The 15,674-nt window shown below is 70.6% G+C and carries 14 protein-coding genes; 7 read left to right on the top strand and 7 right to left on the bottom strand.

The window, feature by feature from the left end; genetic code table 11:
* From ACWDS7_RS37295 to ACWDS7_RS37285, 3 genes are all read left to right on the top strand, one after another.
* Positions 1 to 1,041: oligosaccharide flippase family protein (locus tag ACWDS7_RS37295; RefSeq protein WP_451933088.1), on the top strand; the 1,041-nt coding region annotated here is incomplete at its 5' end.
* Between the two features lie 17 nt (positions 1,042 to 1,058).
* Entirely contained in the window at positions 1,059 to 1,979 is a 921-nt protein-coding gene (locus ACWDS7_RS37290; RefSeq protein ID WP_306860272.1) for a glycosyltransferase family 2 protein, read from the top strand.
* 86 nt (positions 1,980 to 2,065) lie between these two features.
* A complete protein-coding gene (locus ACWDS7_RS37285) occupies positions 2,066 to 2,962 on the top strand; it encodes a phytanoyl-CoA dioxygenase family protein (RefSeq protein WP_306860270.1) in 897 nt (298 codons plus the stop codon).
* Between the two features lie 16 nt (positions 2,963 to 2,978).
* Here the strand turns inward: ACWDS7_RS37285 and ACWDS7_RS37280 are convergent, their stop codons facing one another.
* Positions 2,979 to 4,205: an acyltransferase family protein gene (locus ACWDS7_RS37280; protein ID WP_451933087.1), complete on the bottom strand. Its 1,227-nt coding sequence runs from the start codon at positions 4,203 to 4,205 to the stop codon at positions 2,979 to 2,981.
* A 229-nt stretch (positions 4,206 to 4,434) separates the two neighbouring features.
* Between ACWDS7_RS37280 and ACWDS7_RS37275 the strand changes: the two genes are divergently transcribed.
* The gene (locus tag ACWDS7_RS37275; protein ID WP_451933086.1) at positions 4,435 to 5,355 is read left to right on the top strand and encodes a hypothetical protein; all 921 of its coding nucleotides are present in this window, start codon (positions 4,435 to 4,437) and stop codon (positions 5,353 to 5,355) included.
* A gap of 119 nt (positions 5,356 to 5,474) precedes the next feature.
* Here ACWDS7_RS37275 and ACWDS7_RS37270 read toward each other — a convergent pair whose 3' ends face one another.
* Positions 5,475 to 6,350 (bottom strand): DUF6492 family protein, encoded by an 876-nt coding sequence (locus ACWDS7_RS37270; protein ID WP_451933085.1) that lies wholly within the window; start codon positions 6,348 to 6,350, stop codon positions 5,475 to 5,477.
* 205 nt (positions 6,351 to 6,555) lie between these two features.
* Between ACWDS7_RS37270 and ACWDS7_RS37265 the strand changes: the two genes are divergently transcribed.
* Positions 6,556 to 7,320, top strand: coding sequence for a hypothetical protein (locus ACWDS7_RS37265; protein ID WP_451933084.1), 765 nt, complete (start codon positions 6,556 to 6,558; stop codon positions 7,318 to 7,320).
* 3 nt (positions 7,321 to 7,323) lie between these two features.
* Positions 7,324 to 8,721: an O-antigen ligase family protein gene (locus ACWDS7_RS37260; RefSeq protein WP_451933083.1), complete on the top strand. Its 1,398-nt coding sequence runs from the start codon at positions 7,324 to 7,326 to the stop codon at positions 8,719 to 8,721.
* Positions 8,722 to 8,838: 117 nt separating this feature from the next.
* Here the strand turns inward: ACWDS7_RS37260 and ACWDS7_RS37255 are convergent, their stop codons facing one another.
* The 3 genes from ACWDS7_RS37255 to ACWDS7_RS37245 all read right to left on the bottom strand — a co-directional run bounded on the left by ACWDS7_RS37255 (position 8,839) and on the right by ACWDS7_RS37245 (position 12,421).
* On the bottom strand, positions 8,839 to 10,632 hold the full coding sequence (locus tag ACWDS7_RS37255; RefSeq protein ID WP_451933082.1) for a DUF4082 domain-containing protein: 1,794 nt from the start codon (positions 10,630 to 10,632) through the stop codon (positions 8,839 to 8,841).
* 322 nt (positions 10,633 to 10,954) lie between these two features.
* Entirely contained in the window at positions 10,955 to 11,851 is an 897-nt protein-coding gene (locus tag ACWDS7_RS37250) for a hypothetical protein (RefSeq protein ID WP_451933081.1), read from the bottom strand.
* A 6-nt stretch (positions 11,852 to 11,857) separates the two neighbouring features.
* Positions 11,858 to 12,421: a dTDP-4-dehydrorhamnose 3,5-epimerase family protein gene (locus tag ACWDS7_RS37245; RefSeq protein WP_306860253.1), complete on the bottom strand. Its 564-nt coding sequence runs from the start codon at positions 12,419 to 12,421 to the stop codon at positions 11,858 to 11,860.
* Positions 12,422 to 12,475: 54 nt separating this feature from the next.
* Between ACWDS7_RS37245 and ACWDS7_RS37240 the strand changes: the two genes are divergently transcribed.
* A complete protein-coding gene (locus ACWDS7_RS37240) occupies positions 12,476 to 13,381 on the top strand; it encodes a glycosyltransferase (RefSeq protein WP_451933080.1) in 906 nt (301 codons plus the stop codon).
* Positions 13,382 to 13,538: 157 nt separating this feature from the next.
* Here ACWDS7_RS37240 and ACWDS7_RS37235 read toward each other — a convergent pair whose 3' ends face one another.
* The gene (locus ACWDS7_RS37235) at positions 13,539 to 14,300 is read right to left on the bottom strand and encodes a methyltransferase domain-containing protein (RefSeq protein WP_451933079.1); all 762 of its coding nucleotides are present in this window, start codon (positions 14,298 to 14,300) and stop codon (positions 13,539 to 13,541) included.
* A gap of 55 nt (positions 14,301 to 14,355) precedes the next feature.
* A complete protein-coding gene (locus ACWDS7_RS37230) occupies positions 14,356 to 15,534 on the bottom strand; it encodes a glycosyltransferase family 4 protein (RefSeq protein WP_306860248.1) in 1,179 nt (392 codons plus the stop codon).
* Positions 15,535 to 15,674 lie beyond the last annotated feature (140 nt).

Raw genomic sequence — 15,674 nt, 5'->3', positions numbered from 1 at the left:
CGCAGGTTCGAGCAGGACAAGCTCACCAAGGCCAACCTGGTGGGCTTCCTGGTGAACGCCACGGTCTCCATCACGCTCGCCGCCGGGGGCGCCGGGGCCTTCAGTTTCGCCTGGGGCCAGCTCATGGGCACCGTGGTCACCGGGGTGCTGGTGGTCGCCTTCGCGAAGCTGCGGATCCGGATCGGCCTCGACCGCGCGGTCGTCAGGCGGCTGCTGACCTTCGGGCTCCCGCTGTGCGTGAGCCTCGGCATCGAGGGCGTGCTGCTCAACGCCGACTCCGTCATCGTCGGCAACGCCCTCGGGCCCACCCTGCTCGGCCTCTACCTGCTGGCCTTCAACATCTCGAGCTGGGTGCCCGGCCTGATCGGCACCGCCGTCCGCTACGTCGCCCTGCCCAGCTTCTCGCGGCTGGCGGAGGAGGATCCGCGGTCGCTGTCGCTGGGCGTGCAGCGGGCGGTCCCGCTGCTGCTGTCCATCGTGCTGCCGATCGCGGTGATGATGGGCACCCTCGCTCCCGCGCTGGTGGTCTTCCTGTACGGCGAGCGCTGGGCGCCCTCCGCCGAGGTGCTGCGTTTCCTGGCGATCGTGATGGCCGTGCGGATGCTGACCGCCCTGGCCTTCGACGTCCTGGCCTCCCTCGGCGCGACCAAGTCCACCGTCTGGCTCAACCTGGGCTGGGCCGTGACGTTGCTGCCCGTGCTGACGGCCGGCGCGCGGCTGGACGGCATCCGCGGCGCGGCGATCGGGCACGCGGTGGTGGCCGTCCTGGTCGCCCTGCCGCTGGCGACGCTGGCCCTGCACCGGGCGGGAGTGGTCCTCGCCCCGGTCGCCTCCGCCCTGGTGCGCCCGCTGCTGGGCGGCGTGCTCGCGGTGGCCGTCATGCTGTCGCTGGCCCAGGTCACCCGTGGTGTCCCGCTGGTCCAACTGTGCGTGGCGGGCGGCACGGGGCTGCTCGCCTACGTCCTTGTCGTCGTGCCGCAGGCGGTGCTCAGGCAGCTGGGCGGCAGGGTGACCGAGCTGATCCCCTTACGCTCTCGCTGACTGGAGAAGGAAACCGGATGCTTGACTCCGACACCCTGGTGTCCATCGGACTGCCGGTGCGCAACGGCGCCGAGAGGCTGGACGGCGTGGTCCGGTCGGTCCTGGCGCAGGACCACACGGACATCGAGCTGGTGATCTGTGACAACGCCTCCACCGACGGCACCGAGGAGTTCTGCCGGGAGCTGGCGCGCTCCGACGACCGGGTCGTCTACCACCGGCAGCCGCACAACGTGGGGCTGCTCAACAACTTCGTGCACGCGGGGCGGATCGCCCGGGGGACGTTCTTCCGCTGGGTGGGCGACGACGACCGGCTGGACCCCGCCTGCGTCTCCCGCTCCCTGAGCGCCTTCGCCCAGGACGAGCGCCTCATCCTGGTCACCACGCAGGTGGCCTACACCGATCCCGACGGCACCACCAGCACCGGCGTCTACGACGGCGGGGGCCTGCTGTCCGACGACCCGGCCGAGCGGTTCGCCGAGATGCTGCGCATGCTCAACGAGAGCCACCTGCTGATCGATCCCCTGTACGGCCTGATGCGCCGGGCCTCCGTGGTCGGCATCCCCCGGCGCAACATGCTCCGTGAGGACGAGGTCTTCGCGGCGAAGCTCGCGCTGGCCGGGCCGTGGGGCCACGTGCCCGAGGTGCTGGCCCACCGTAACTGGAAGCACGAACGCATCGGGGTGGTCGGACGCCGCCTCGGCGTGCCCGCCTGGCAGGCGCGTTTCTCCTCGACCCTGCAGTACCGCGAGATCCTGCGCTGGCTGGGCGAGGCCCCCCTCACCGAGGAGCAGCGCCGCCGCGCGTACGCCGCCGCGCACCGGATGTACGCCCGCCGCCAGTGGCGGACGGTGTCGCATCGCAGCCGCAAGCTCGTGCGGCTGGGCACCGGGCTGCTCCTGCCCGGCCGGGCCGCCGGGCGCCCGTCGGGCAGAAGCTGATCATGAACCACCGTGCGCGTGCCCGGCGCACGACCGCATCAGTCGCATCAGTCGTGAACAAGTCGTGAACAAGGAGAGCGTTCAGGATGACCACCGTCTTTTCCAACAGCGTGGTGGACGACGACACCCGGCGCGGCCTGCTCTACGAGGGGAAGGTGTTCACCTACTCCGCGACACCGGCCTCCAAGGAGCTCGTCGGCCTCGCCCATCAGCTGATCAGCGAGGCGTTCGGCGGCCGTGACCCGGAGACCGCGCAGTTCGACATGCCGGTCGAGGAGTTCGCGGCGCTGCTCGCCGGGCTCAAGCCGAGGTTCATCCATCACCCCCGGTGCAAGGAGCTGCTGCCGGCCGTCCTCGCGGATCTCGGCTGCCCGCTCGACCGGACCTACTTCGACGTCCCCCGGCTGCGCACCTCCACCTCCAACGACTACCTCACCTCCGGGATCTCCTACGCCTTCCACCCGCACCGCGACTGCTGGTACTCCGCGCCGTTCAACCAGCTCAACTGGTGGATCCCGATCTATCCGGTGGTGCCGGAGAACGTGATGGCCTTCCACCCGAAGTATTTCGACCGCCCCGTGCGCAACGGGAGCGCGCGCTACGACTACGCCGAGTGGAACCGGACCAGCCGGCTCAGCGCGGCCCAGCACGTGCGCAGCGACACCAGGGAGCAGCCGAGGCCCGAGGAGCCGGTCGAGCTCGACCCGCAGGTGCGGGTGGTGCCCGAGCCGGGCGGGGTGATGCTGTTCTCCGGCGCGCAGCTGCACTCGACGGTCCCCAACACCTCGGGCAGGACCCGCTTCAGCATCGACTTCCGGACCGTGAACATCGACGACGTGCGGGCGCGCCGGGGCGCGGCCAACGTGGACGCGGCGTGCACCGGCACGACCCTGCGCGACTTCGTGCGCTGCACCGACCTCGACCCGATGCCGGAGGAGCTGGCGCTGGAGTACGAGGCCGAGGCGCTGGCGCGGGTGAGCTGACGGCCCCGCCCGCCGCCTACGGCGCGGGACGTACGGCCGCGCGCATCCGTGACAGTCTGGCCCGTGCCGCCTCGCGCAGCGCGGGCCAGCTGCGGTGCCGCTGGAAGGGGAGCTCGAAGAGCGACGCGAACGTCCGGGCCGCCAGCAGGGCCACCGGTACGGCCAGCACGAGCGCGGTCAGGAACGCGGGCAGGCCCCCGGGCACGTTCGGCGCGACGACCAGCTGGTAGATCGCCACGACGATCGGGGCGTGGATCAGGTAGAGCGTGTAGGAGAAGGAACCCAGGCTCCGGAACGGCCGCAGGTCCAGCAGCCGGACCAGGGAGGCCGGACGGCCCGTCGCCACCGCGGCCAGCAGCAGGCCGACCGCGGGACCGAGCGCGATGTCGATCCAGAAGTAGTTCCCCACCGTCCAGACCGAGCCCCGCACGACGATCACCGCGAGCACCGGGACGGCGGCGAGCAGCGCCAGCCAGTGCCAGGGCCGCCGCCGCAGGCGGTCGCCCGCGGCGATGACGCCCGCGGCGACCACGCCCACCGCGAACAGCACGGCGAACTGGGGCGTCAGCCGCATCAGCATGTCCACGGCCGGCACGGCGGGCGCGAGCAGGCCGATCGCCACCACGATCACGGTGACGGCGCCGAGCATCACGGCCGCGCCCGCCCTGCGCAGGACCAGCAGCAGCAGCGGGAAGACGAGGTAGAGCTGGGCCTCGATGGCGATGGACCAGAAGGCCCCGTTGGGACTCGGCGCGCCGAAGAGGTCCTGCAGCAGCAGGCCGTAGACGACCACCGACTTGGCGGTGGGCGGTCCCTCTCCCGGCTGGGGGACCAGGGTCCAGGCGATCACCAGGCTGAACGCCAGCGCGGCCCAGTAGGGCGGCAGGATGCGCCAGGCGCGGCGCTGGGCGAACCGGCCCATGCCGCCCAGCCGCCATCCTGACCGCGCGGGGGAGACCGCGAGCGAGAAGCCCGACAGGACGATGAACACCACCACCGCGATGTGCCCGTAGAGCAGCCAGCCGAGCCAGCCCGGGCCGGTGTCGGCCGGGTATCCGGGGAAGGCCATCAACCAGCAGTGGTGCACCATGACGAACAGGGCCGCGACGCCGCGGATCCCGTCCAGCCCCGCCAGCCTGCCGCGCTCTCCGGCCGCCCGCCCGACCGGCCCGCCGGAGTCTCCGGTCGCCCGCCCCTGATCGCCGGCCGGACCATCCCGAACATCCCTTTCGGGTGATTTCATCCGATAAACCCCCATCTTGAGGTGATGGGGGCACTCGCATCTCCCCCTTTTTGGCCTATCGACGGGTCTATCGCTGTATCGTCACCAGACGTAACATCCGATGAGGGAATGCGACGTGGCCTGCCCGGTGTCCGGCCGCTGTAACGGGAGGTCCGCGCTCGCCGATGGGTAGTTGGTCGTATGTCTCGGGGGGTTGCGGTGCCCCGTCATAAATTAGGGGCGGAGAAATATGGACTTCTGGAAGGCCATATTCGGGCTCGTCAAGCGTAGAACTATCGGCCCTCCCCTGGCCGCACTCGCGCTCGCCGCGGCGACCCTGGTCTTCTTCCTGATGCCCACCTCCTATGTGTCGACCGCGTCCATGGTGCTGACGACCCCCGCGACCGGTGGAACGCTCCCGTCCGACCCGACCAAGCCGCTCGGGCTGACGAACCCGTTGCTTCAGTTCAGCGACGGTCTGCGGGTCACGGCCGGCATCCTCATCCTCTCCATGAACGCCCCCGAGGTCGCCGCCGAGCTGGGCGTGGTGAAGGACGGCACCACCGAGATCACGATCAACGACGGCCGCACCAACCCGAACCTGCTGGGCATCAGCACGAACGGCCCGTTCGTCTACGTGGAGGTCCAGAGCAGGTCCGCCGCCACCGCCCAGGACGTGGTGCTCAAGGCCAAGCAGCGCGTCCGCCGGGAGCTGGCCAACCGCCAGCAGGCGCTCAAGGCCCCGCGCTCCACCTTCATATCGATCGTCGACGTGGTGCCCTCCTCCACCCCCGAGGCCAAGCTCTCGGGGAAGCTGACGGCCGCCGGCGGGACCCTGTTCCTCGTGCTCCTGGCCGGCATCACCATCGCCTACGCCGCGACCCAGATGCGCAGGGGAGGGCGCTCCGCCGATCCCGCGCCCGCGCCGGCTCCCGGGGGCGGGCGTGGCGGGCCGGGGGCGGCCGCGCTCTCCGTCCCCGACCCCGTCGACACCCCCTTGACCGTCTACCCGCGCACGGATGTGCGGGAGTCCGCCGAAGGACCGTTCCAAGACGACTCCGAGCCGCTCGTCGTCCTGATCGAGAACGAGCCGTTCGCGCACCGGGACGACGAGGCCGGCGACACCATCGTGTTCATGCGGGCCAGCGGCCGCGACGACCACGAGAAGTGAGCGGGTCCGCGGCGCCCTGCCCGTGGCCGCCCGGCGGGCGGCCCATGGTCATCGGGGGACGCGAGAAGTGAGCGGGTCCGCGGCGCCCTGTCCGTGGCCGCCCGGCGGGCGGCCCACGGTCATCCGGTGATCTGAGCGCACCGCTCGATGGCGGCCCGCCGCGCGTCCGCCGGGGTCTCCGACTTCGCCGAGATCATCATCGCCACCGCCTCGGGGCCCAGCCGGTCGGCGAACGCGATGGCCCCCTCGCGGTCCAGCGGGGTCCGCTGCCAGTTCTTGTGGCAGATCGTGGTGTTGGAGGGCGGGGGCGGCGTGTCCTCGCCCAGGACCTCGTCGACGAACACGCCGTAGAGCATGAACTCCGAGATGTGCAGGCGGGAGTTGAAGGCGTCCAGCCAGTCCCGCCCGGTGGTCTCGCTCACCCGCCGCTGCATGGCGCGGACGGTGGCCGGGGTCCAGAAGTTCAGAGCGGTCACGTAGTCGGTCAGCGGAGGCGGCGGCGCCGGGGGGAGACCGAGCAGCTCGCGGGAGACCTGGTGCCACAGGACGTGCCGCTCCATGTCCGCGGTCACCCCCTTCTCCTCCCGGTGCAGGCACAGCCGCCCGTCGGCGGTGAAGCTCTCCGCGGTCGTCGGGCGGACCAGCACCACGTCGGAGTCGGCGATCATCACGGCGTCCGCGTCGAGCCGGCCGGCAAGGGCGATCTTGAGCGTCTGCTGCATGACCCAGCCCCGGACCGGGGGCCACGGCCTGCGGGAGTTTGCCCACAGGTGGTAGGGGGCCAGGCGGAAGTAGCGCTTCGGAAGGAGCTCCCCGTAGGTCCATATACGGCAGCGCGGCCCGGCGTACTTGGCGAAGACGCTCTTCCAGACCGGAGAGATGATCACGTGGTGCACGGTCTCGTCCGAGGTGTATTCCAGAACCGACCGGTGCAGATCGGCGAACAGCTCCGCGTCGGGCCCGTGGCTCGGGGTGATGACGGCCAGCTCGGTCATGGACGGTGGGCTCCAGTCATGCGGGATCAGTGGTCATGAAACACCCCCAATCAGTATCGTCACATCAATTGCTCCGTTACGGCGGGCGTTCAGCGCAACCTCGGGCCCGTTCCAATTCCGAGTAACGCCTCGCCCCGGTCCGGGCGATGACCATTAGCGGGCTTCTGTGCGGTCGCCCGCCGTCGGGTTCGGGGAGGAAGCGCGCATGGACTTCTGGGGAACGGTCCTTGTCGTTTTCCGCCGCTGGTACATCTTCCTGCCGATATTCGCGCTGTCGCTGACCGCCGCCGGTGGCATCTACTCGACGATCCCGACGACCTACACCTCCAGCGCCGTCCTCATCCTGACCACGCCGACCACCGGCGGGAGCCTGCCGACCAACCCCGACATCCCCAACGGCCTGACCAACCCCATGCTCAACTTCGACCACGGGCTGAGCATCTCGGCCTCGATCCTCATCGCGGCGATGGGGACCTCGGACATGGCGGCCGAACTCGGCGTGACGGACGGCGGAGACTTCGGCTTCAAGGTCACCAACGGCGGCAACAACCTTGAGTCACTCGCCACTGGACCGTTCCTGTTCATCGAGGGCGAGGCGTCCTCGGCGGCCGGCGCGCAGGACATCGTCAAGCGGGTCATCGTGCGGGCGAAGGCCGAACTGGACCACCGGCAGAAGGTGGTGCGGGCCCCCATAGCGACCTACATCACCACCTACGAGGCGGTGCCGCCGACCACCCCGATGGCGCAGCGGGGCCGGAAGCTGCGCGCCGTCGCGGCGGCCGCGGGCGTGGGCGTCGTGGCGAGCCTGTGCGCCACGTTCATGGCCGAGAGCTTCTTCCACAGGCGCAGGCTCCGCGGCCAGAGCGGCATCCCGGACCACGCCGGCGCGTTCCCGGAGGCGGATCCCACGCCGGTCAGAGCCGCTCTCAACGGCCGGTCGCCCGCCGACGGCCCGGTTGCGAGGCACTGACCCATGGTGGCCAAACTCGTCCTGCCGGCCCGCCGGCGTGCCGACGGCGCGACCCTGGCCGGGATCTTCGCCGTGACCCTGCTGATCGTCCCGGCTCGCATGGTCTTCCGGGCGCTGCCCCTGTCGATCACGCCGGCCAGCCTCATCGCCCTCGCCGCGGCCCTGCTGTGGCTGTGCGCGCACCTCACCCTCACGCTGGGGATGGCCAAGGGGCGCAACCCGGTGCGCACCGCGCTGTTCGTCTTCCTGACCGCGATGCTGGCCACCTACGGCTACGCCACCTACGGCTACATGCCGTCCGACGAGCTCAACCTCGCCGACCACGCCCTGGTCCTGCTGGTGGCCAACGCCGGGATCGCGCTCATGATGTGCGACGGGGTCCGCGGCGTCGCACGCCTCGACTTCGTGCTCCAGGCCCTCGTGGTGGCCGGCTCGGTCATCGCGGTGATCGGCGCCTGCCAGTTCCTGTTCGACCTCGACCTCACCCAATACATGCAGATCCCCGGCCTCCGCTACACCTCCGAGGACGGGTTCATCACCGCGCGCTCCGACTTCCGCCGGGTCGCCGGGACGACCGGCCATCCCATCGAGTTCGGCGTCGTGTGCGCGATGCTCCTGCCGATCGCCGTCCACTACGGGTTCCAGGCCGGCGAACGGGCCGAGCCCGCCCTGCGGTGGTGGGTGTGCTCCGGGCTGATCGGGATGGGCCTGATGTTCTCGGTCTCGCGGTCCGCGGTGCTCGGGCTGGCCGGCGTCGGTGCCATCCTGTTCCTCGGCTGGCCCGCCCGGCGGCGGCTGCACGCCCTGGGAGTCGTCGCCGTCTTCCTGGTCCTGATGAGGATCATGGTTCCGGGGCTGCTGGGCACGTTCTACGGCCTGTTCGCGAACTTCGGCAACGACGACAGCATCCGCTACCGCACCCACGACTACGAGGTCGCCGCCCACGAGATCGCCAAGCACCTGTGGCTGGGCCGTGGAGCGGGCACGTGGTACGCCCCGAAACATCAGGTCTTCGACAACCAGTACATCCTGTCCACGGTGGAGACCGGCCTGATCGGTATCGGGGCGATCGTCGGGATGTTCGTGTGCGCGATGTACGCGGGGCTCCGGGCGCGCCACCTGAGCAACGACCCCGGCACTCGCGACCTGGGTCTCACCCTGGCCGCCTGCATGGTGGTCCCGCTGATCGGGGCGGCGACCTTCGACCTGCTGTCCTTCGCCATCGTCACCGGGCTGGCGTTCCTGCTGATCGGTGCCGCGGGGTCGCTGCTGCGCAGCGTCACCGAGTCGGCCGCGGTCCGTCCCCGCGCCCCCGGCGCGTCCTGGCCGTCCTGGCGCGTCCGCACCACCATGGAGCTGTTGCGCGGATCCGGTGGCACGGGCGGTCAGACCGGAGCCTGACCGCCCGCACCCTCGGCTTCACACTTCGAACTCAGCCCTCAGAGCTCAGCCCTCAGAGCTCAGCCCTCACAGCTCAGCCCTCACAGCTCAGCCTTCATCGGCCAAGCCTTCATCGGCTCAGCCTTCACACTTCAGCGGGCCGACGGTCGAGGTGATCCGGTAGTTCTGGTCGATCGTCACCAGTGAGTTGTCGGCCCAGTCGATGGACCTGCAGTCGGCCTCGACCGGCCCGAAGAGCCAGGACTTGTCGACCAGCTTGTTGCCGCGCATGACCAGCTTTCCGTGTGCGTTCTTCAGCTGGATGCTGTAGGTGCCGCCCATCACGAGGTTGTCGGTGACGGTGGCGTCGACGATCTGGTCGTCGACCAGGAAGATCGGTGCGGTAACGTCCTTGGCGCCGCGCTGGTCGATGGTGTTGTGGTCGAAGATCAGGCCCTTGCCGGTGTCGTAGGTCTGGATGCCGTCGGAGTGGTCGCCGGGGTTGGAGCACAGGGCGGCGTAGGAGTCGCGGATGACGATGTCGTCGCCGGAGGCGCGGAAGCCGTCGCCGTGGCCGCGGATGTGCACGCGCAGGGCGGTGTATTTGTCCTGTCCGATGCCGGGCAGGGTCTGGCAGCCCTTGGCGGGTCCGATGGTCGAGTCGGTGATGGTGAAGCGGTAGGTCCTGGGGCCGTCGGCGTTGATGACGCCCCCGTCGATCCGGCTGTTCTTGATGGTCACGCCCTCGGCGTGGATCAGCAGGTCACCCCGGATGTGCACGCCGTTCAGCACGGCGCCGGGCTTGGTGACCCGGTAGGCGGCGCCGTCCTCGTTGAGGGTCATCGCGGTCAGCGTGGTGCCGGGCGGCACGCCGGTGCAGGCCGGGGTCGGGTGGGCCGCGCAACCGCCGTTACCCGGGTCGGGAGTCAGCGTCGGCCCCGCGGTCAGCGTCGGCGTCACCTTCGGGGTCGGTGTCACCTTTGGAGTCGAGGTCGGTGTCACCTTCGGGGTCGAGGTCGGTGTCACCTTCGGGGTCGGCGTCTGCTCCGGGGTCGAGGTCGGCGTCGGCGTGCCCGGCTCGGTGGTGCTCGCGCTCGGGCTGGGACCGGTGCTGTCGCTCGCGCTCGGGCTGGGATCCGTGCTGTCGCTCGTGCTCGGGGTCGGGGTGCTCTCGCCGCTCGCGCTCGGGCTGGGGCCCGTGCCGTCCGTCTCGCTCGGACCCGTGCCGGGAGTCTGGTCGGTGCCGGAGGAGGTGACGCCCGGAGTGGGCGTGTCGGCCGGTGTCCGCTCCGGTGCCGTCGGCTGCGACGGCTGGGGCGACTGCGTGGTCCCGGGTGCCGGAGAGCGGTCGCGCCATTTGAAGATGACGTCCACCCAGTAGTTGTAACCCTTGGGGTTCCACCGGCGCGGGAAGGCGCTCGTGCCGTACCCGAAGACTCCCGCGTTGCGGGAGGCCGTGGTCAGCGGGCCGGAGCGGGCGGAGTCGAAGCCCGTGCTACCGACGTAGTTGCCGCCCGCGCTGTGGTAGGAGACCGTGTAGACCTGCTTGGCCTTGAGCTGGACCGGCGAGGCGAAGCGGGCCTCCTGCCAGCCCGCGGCGCTCTCTCCGGCGAACGTGACGCGCGCCAGCCGCTTGCCGCCCGCGCTCCACAGGCTCCCGGTGTGCTTGCCCTTGTCGCCGCGGGCCTTGTAGAACCGGACCCCCGTCACCCAGCCGCTGTGGGCCGCGGTGAAGCGCATGCCCAGCTCGACGGGTGTGCGGTCCGCACGGGGTGATGCCTTCACCCGCGTGTCGGTCGACCAGAAGCTCGTCTCCTTGGGCTTGTACGGCCTGGCGGCGGGCGCGGGCCGCTCCGCGGCCGTCTGCTCCACGGTGGCGCCGTCACGGGTGAGGAACCAGACAGCCGGGACGGCCGCCGCCACGAGGGCCACACCCAGGACTGCCGCCAGCCCCGGTTGCGTCCGCCGGCGGCGGGGTGGTCCGCCTTCGCTGGCTCCACCCCGGCGTGGGGGGCGTGTACTGGTCATCTCTCTGACCTCCGCGCCGATCTGCGGTCGGCTCGACAATGTGTCCGTTTGGTCCTCGCGCAGAGGCCATTGTTGCGGTTGAGGTCATAGATACGCATCAGTTTTGCGGGTATTGGCTATAAGAGTTTTCAATGACGATTGTCGGACTATGTCGTTTACTCGCCCTCTCAAGTGCGACAGGCATCTCCGATGATGCGCCAACAATGCGGAAAAGCCGGTATGAAGGTCACCCCGCGCAGCTCAGCGGGCCGACGGTCGAGGTGACGCGGTAGTTCTGATCGATCGTCACCAGCGAGTTGTCGGCCCAGTCGATCGCCTTGCATTCCGAATCGACCGGACCGTAAACCCAGGACTTGTCGACCAGTTTGTTGCCGCGCATGATCAGTTTTCCGCGCCCGTTCCGTAGCTGGATGCTGTAGGTGCCGCCCATGATCAGATTATTGGTGATGACCGCGTCGACGATCTGCTTGTCCACGAGGAAGATCGGTGCGGTGACGTCCTTGGCGCCGCGCTGGTCGATGGTGTTGTGGTCGAAGATCAGGCCCTTGCCGGTGTCGTAGGTCTGGATGCCGTCGGAATGGTCGCCCGGGTTGGAGCACAGGGCGGCGTAGGAGTCGCGGATGACGACGTCGTCGCCGGAGGCGCGGAAGCCGTCGCCGTGACCCCGGACGTGCACGCGCAGGGCGGTGTATTTGTCCTGTCCGATGCCGGGCAGGGTCTGGCAGCCCTTGGCGGGTCCGATGGTCGAGTCGGTGATGGTGAAGCGGTAGGTCTTGGGGCCGTCCGCGTTGATGACGAGCCCGTCGATCCGGCTGTTCCTGACCGTGACGTCGGCGGCGTGGATCAGCAGGTCGCCCGGGATGTGCACGCCGTCCAGCACCGTTCCGGGAGTCCTGACCCGGTAGGCGGCGCCGTCCTCGTTGAGGGCCAGCGCGGTCAGCCTGGTGCCGGGCGGCACGCCGGTGCAGGCCGGGGTCGGATACTCGGGGCAGCGGGAGGCGGCCGTGGGCTCGATCGGGGTGCCGGTGGGCCTGCCCGGCGGGCTCTCGGCCGAGGAGGTGCATCCCGCCAGGGACATCACGGTGATCGCTGAGACGGCGGCGGCCAGACTCACCCATCGCATTGTCGTTCACTCCATCGCGTCCGGACCGCGGAGCCGGTCCCGCAGCTGTGCCCATGATCCGGCAGAAAGATCCCGTCCGCTGATCGCCGTCACCGGGAGCGGCCAGTGGATCCGCAGCTCGGGGTCGTCGTAGCGGACGGAGAGGTCTTCGGCCGGGTCGTGCTCCCGGTCGATGCGGTAGCAGACGTCGGTCTGCTCGGTCAGGGCCTGGAAACCGTGCAGCAGCCCGGGGGGCACGTAGAGGGTGACGAACGTCTCGTCGTCCAGCAGCACGGAGGTCTGCTCGCCGAAGGTGGGCGAGCCGGGACGGGCGTCGACGAGCACGTCCTGCACCGCTCCGCGCGCGCAGCGCACCAGCTTGGCCTCGCCCCGGCCGGAACGGCCGTGCATCCCGCGGACCGTCCCCTGCCGCGAGCGCGACTGGCTGTCCTGGACGAACGCCGCGGGGTCCAGCCCGGCCTCCTCGGCGACGGCCTTGTCGAAGGTCCTGGTGAACAGCCCCCGGTCGTCACGGTGTGGCGTCGGAATGAACAACAGCACCCCGTCGATTTTGGTCCGTTCTACTCTCATCGGGTCATCCTTTTCTCAGAGGCGAGTCGGCAGAGGCGAGCGGGAGGCGTTGCGGTGAACGACGCTGCGGATGAGGACGTTCCGCCGGACCCCGGACGGTCCGGCGAGCGGTGGCCGGTTGTCAGCGTCGTCGTGCCCGCGCACAACGAGGAGGCCGTCGTCGCGGCCGGCCTGCGGCGGCTGCTCGCGGGGACGGCGCCGGGCGAGTTCGACGTGGTGGTGGTCGCGAACGCGTGCTCCGACCGCACGGCGGAGGTCGCCAGGCGGGCCGGTGTGCGGGTCGTGGAGACGCCGGTCCCGGGCAAGGCCAACGCCCTGAGGCTCGGCGACGAGGTCTGCCGGACCTTCCCCCGCGTGTATCTCGACGCCGACGTCGAGCTGAGCGCGGAGTCGGTGCGCGCCCTCGCGGCCGCCGCCGGCCGGCCCGGCGTGCTCGCCTGCGCCCCGGTCCCGGTACTGGACCTGGACGGGGTCGGCTGGATCGCCCGGCGCATGCACCGGGTGCACGACCAGCTGATCGCGCCGTTCCGGGCACTGGCGGGGGTCGGCGTCTACGTTCTCACCGAGCGGGGGCACGCCAGGGTCTTCCCCCTGCCGGATGTGATCTCCGACGACGGCTGGGTGCACGGCAGCTTCGCGCCCCACGAGCGGGTGGTGGTGCCCGAGGCCCGGTCGCTGGTCCGCCCGGCGAGAACCGTCTCGGCGCACCTGAACCGGCGGGTGCGGGTGCGCCTGGGCAACCGGCAGCTCGCCGAGCTGGGCCGGTCCGCCGCCGAGGGCCGCCTGCGGCTGAGCTCCCTGGGCGCCCTGGTGGCGGGGCGGAAGGTGAGCCCGTCCGACGCGGTCTGCTATCTCACCGTCCTGCTCATGGACCGGGCACTGACCCGGGTGCGGGCTCGGCGCGGTGGCCAGGTCCAGTGGGGCACGGACGCCGGCAGCCGGGCGCAGCCGGGCGGATGACCCGCCCGGACCCGCCGCACCGCCCACGCGGTCGGCGCCGCCCGTGCGGGCGGTTCCGCCGGGCATAGTGGCGGCCGTGCGGGCGGTCCCGCCGGGCGTAGCGGTGGCCGTGCGCTCGGTACGGCCGGCCGTACGGGCTGCTGTGCGGTCGGTACGGTCAGGCACCGGCCCGCTCGGTGATCGCATACACCCGGACCGTGCCGAACGGGCTGTCGTCCTCCGGGGCCCTCCGGCCCCGGGTCACCGTCCGGAGGTGGCGGAAACGGCCGGTGCCCAGCAGGAACGCCTCCTCGACCGGGTTGAAGTAGATCACCGTGACCGGGCGCGGGTTCCGGTCCACGGTCGCGAGCAGCTTCTCGATCGCGGCCGCGAAGATCTCGCCCCGGAAGGGGTTGTTGAGGAACACCACGCTGACGTCGTCGGGGATCTCGTATTCGAGGACATCGGACCGGACGAGGTCGATGTCCGCGCAGCGCAGGCGGAGGCGGGTGTTGGCGATGTTCTCCCGGGCGATGTCGTTGAGCTGCTCGGACAGCTCGACGCCGATCACCTTCCGGAACGGGTATCGCGACGCCGCCTCCAGCACCATGCGGCCCATGCCGGAGCCGAGGTCGATGAACACGTCGTGCTCGCCGACGTCGCGCAGGGGCAGCGTGCGCCGCAGGGTCTGCCAGTTCGCCGCCGAATAGTAGACCCGCTCCTGGTGGCCGAGCCCGAACTCGTCGAGGCTCACGACCTCCGCGGTCCGCACGCCGTACCGGCGCTCGAACAGGAGCTGGACGCTGCTGCGGCGTAACCACGCGTAGGACCGCCGCACCCCCTCCAGCAGCCCGGTCACGGCTGCCGTGCCCGCGTCGACGCAGCCCTCCACCAGGGAGGCGGCCTCCGCGGTGGACATGGTCTCGATGAGCATGCTCATGGCGGTGGTCCCTTTCTCACTCGGCGCCAAGGAACAGGCGCTTGTCACTCAGGTCTCAGGAACGGGCGGCCTCGTAGGCGGCCAGGAGCGCGACCCTGGAGCGTTCCCAGGACAGCGGGCCGGTGACCCGGGCCCTGCCGATCTCGCCCATCCGGTGCCGCTCCTGCGGATCGTCGAGCAGCCGGGCGACCAGCTTGGCGAACTCCGACTCGTCGTTGGCCGGCGCGTAGACGGCGGCGTCCCCGGCCGAGACCCTCGCCTCCCGGAGGTCGAAGGAGACGACCGGGCGGCCCATCGCCATGTACTCCATGATCTTGTTCATGGTGGACACGTCGTTGAGCGGGTTGAGCGGGTCCGGCGCGAGGCACACGTCCGCCGCGGACAGGTAGCGCAGCAGGTCCTCGTCCGGGATCCGGCCGGTGAACTCGACGGAGTCCGCAAGGCCCAGCTCGCGGGAGAGAGCGATCATGTCCTCGAAGGTGTCGCCGGCGCCGACGAACACCGCGTGCCAGTCGGTGCGGCCCAGGTCGTCGCGGAGCTTGGCCAGCGACCGCAGGGCGTAGTCCACACCGTCCTGCGGGCCCATCACGCCGAGGTAGCACAGCAGGTGCGGCTTCCCGCGCCTGAGCCCCTCCTCCACGGGGACCTGGTGGAAGCGCTCGACCGCCGGCGCGCTGCGCACCACGAACACCTTCTCGGGCCGCTTGCCGCCCCGGGTGATCGCGACCTCGCGGTAGCTCTCGTTGGTCGCGATGACCACGTCGGCCGCCCGGTAGGTGAGCCGTTCGAGCCGGCACACGGCCCGGTAGAGGAAGTCCTTGCCGCGGTCGAAGCGGGACAGGTAGAGCTCGGGCACCAGGTCGTGCTGGTCGAACACGAACCGCGCGCCGCGCCGCTTGAGCATCCTCGCCACGAGGAACAGCAGGTCCGGCGGGTTGCAGGCGTGCACGACGTCGACCCGCCCGACACGCCGGGCGAGCCGGAAGGTGTGCCACAGCGCCGAGCCGTACTCCTGCAGGTAGCCGAGCGGGCCGCCGGTCGCCGCCCGCAGCGGATATCGGTAGATCTTCACCCCGTCTATCTCGACGCGCGGCTCGGTGTCGCGTCTGGTGCCCTGGGGGCAGATGACGTGCACGTCCCAGCCGGCGTCGCGCAGTGTGGTGCTTTCCTGCCACACCCGCCGGTCGAACGGCACGGAGAGGTTCTCGACGAGGATGAGTGCTTTACCAGCCAAGGCCCACGTATCCAGGATGTGCCCGGCGCGCCTCGGCGTCGGGAAGGCGGACGAGGTCGATGATCGTACGGTCTCCCGCGCCGTCGAGCGCGCTCAGCACGGCCGGGTCCTTGCAACCGATGACGCACACGTCGGCGTGC

Source organism: Streptosporangium sp. NPDC003464 (genome assembly GCF_053588315.1).
The sequence above is the reverse complement of the archived record's forward strand: the minus strand, read 5'-3'. Positions and strand labels throughout refer to the sequence as shown.

Coding starts and splice junctions, on each gene's coding strand:
- ACWDS7_RS37290 (WP_306860272.1), top strand. CDS start 1,059: ATGCTTGACTCCGACACCCTGGTGTCCATCGGACTGCCGGTGCGCAAC.
- ACWDS7_RS37285 (WP_306860270.1), top strand. CDS start 2,066: ATGACCACCGTCTTTTCCAACAGCGTGGTGGACGACGACACCCGGCGC.
- ACWDS7_RS37280 (WP_451933087.1), bottom strand. CDS start 4,205: ATGAAATCACCCGAAAGGGATGTTCGGGATGGTCCGGCCGGCGATCAG.
- ACWDS7_RS37275 (WP_451933086.1), top strand. CDS start 4,435: ATGGACTTCTGGAAGGCCATATTCGGGCTCGTCAAGCGTAGAACTATC.
- ACWDS7_RS37270 (WP_451933085.1), bottom strand. CDS start 6,350: ATGACCGAGCTGGCCGTCATCACCCCGAGCCACGGGCCCGACGCGGAG.
- ACWDS7_RS37265 (WP_451933084.1), top strand. CDS start 6,556: ATGGACTTCTGGGGAACGGTCCTTGTCGTTTTCCGCCGCTGGTACATC.
- ACWDS7_RS37260 (WP_451933083.1), top strand. CDS start 7,324: ATGGTGGCCAAACTCGTCCTGCCGGCCCGCCGGCGTGCCGACGGCGCG.
- ACWDS7_RS37250 (WP_451933081.1), bottom strand. CDS start 11,851: ATGCGATGGGTGAGTCTGGCCGCCGCCGTCTCAGCGATCACCGTGATG.
- ACWDS7_RS37245 (WP_306860253.1), bottom strand. CDS start 12,421: ATGAGAGTAGAACGGACCAAAATCGACGGGGTGCTGTTGTTCATTCCG.
- ACWDS7_RS37235 (WP_451933079.1), bottom strand. CDS start 14,300: ATGAGCATGCTCATCGAGACCATGTCCACCGCGGAGGCCGCCTCCCTG.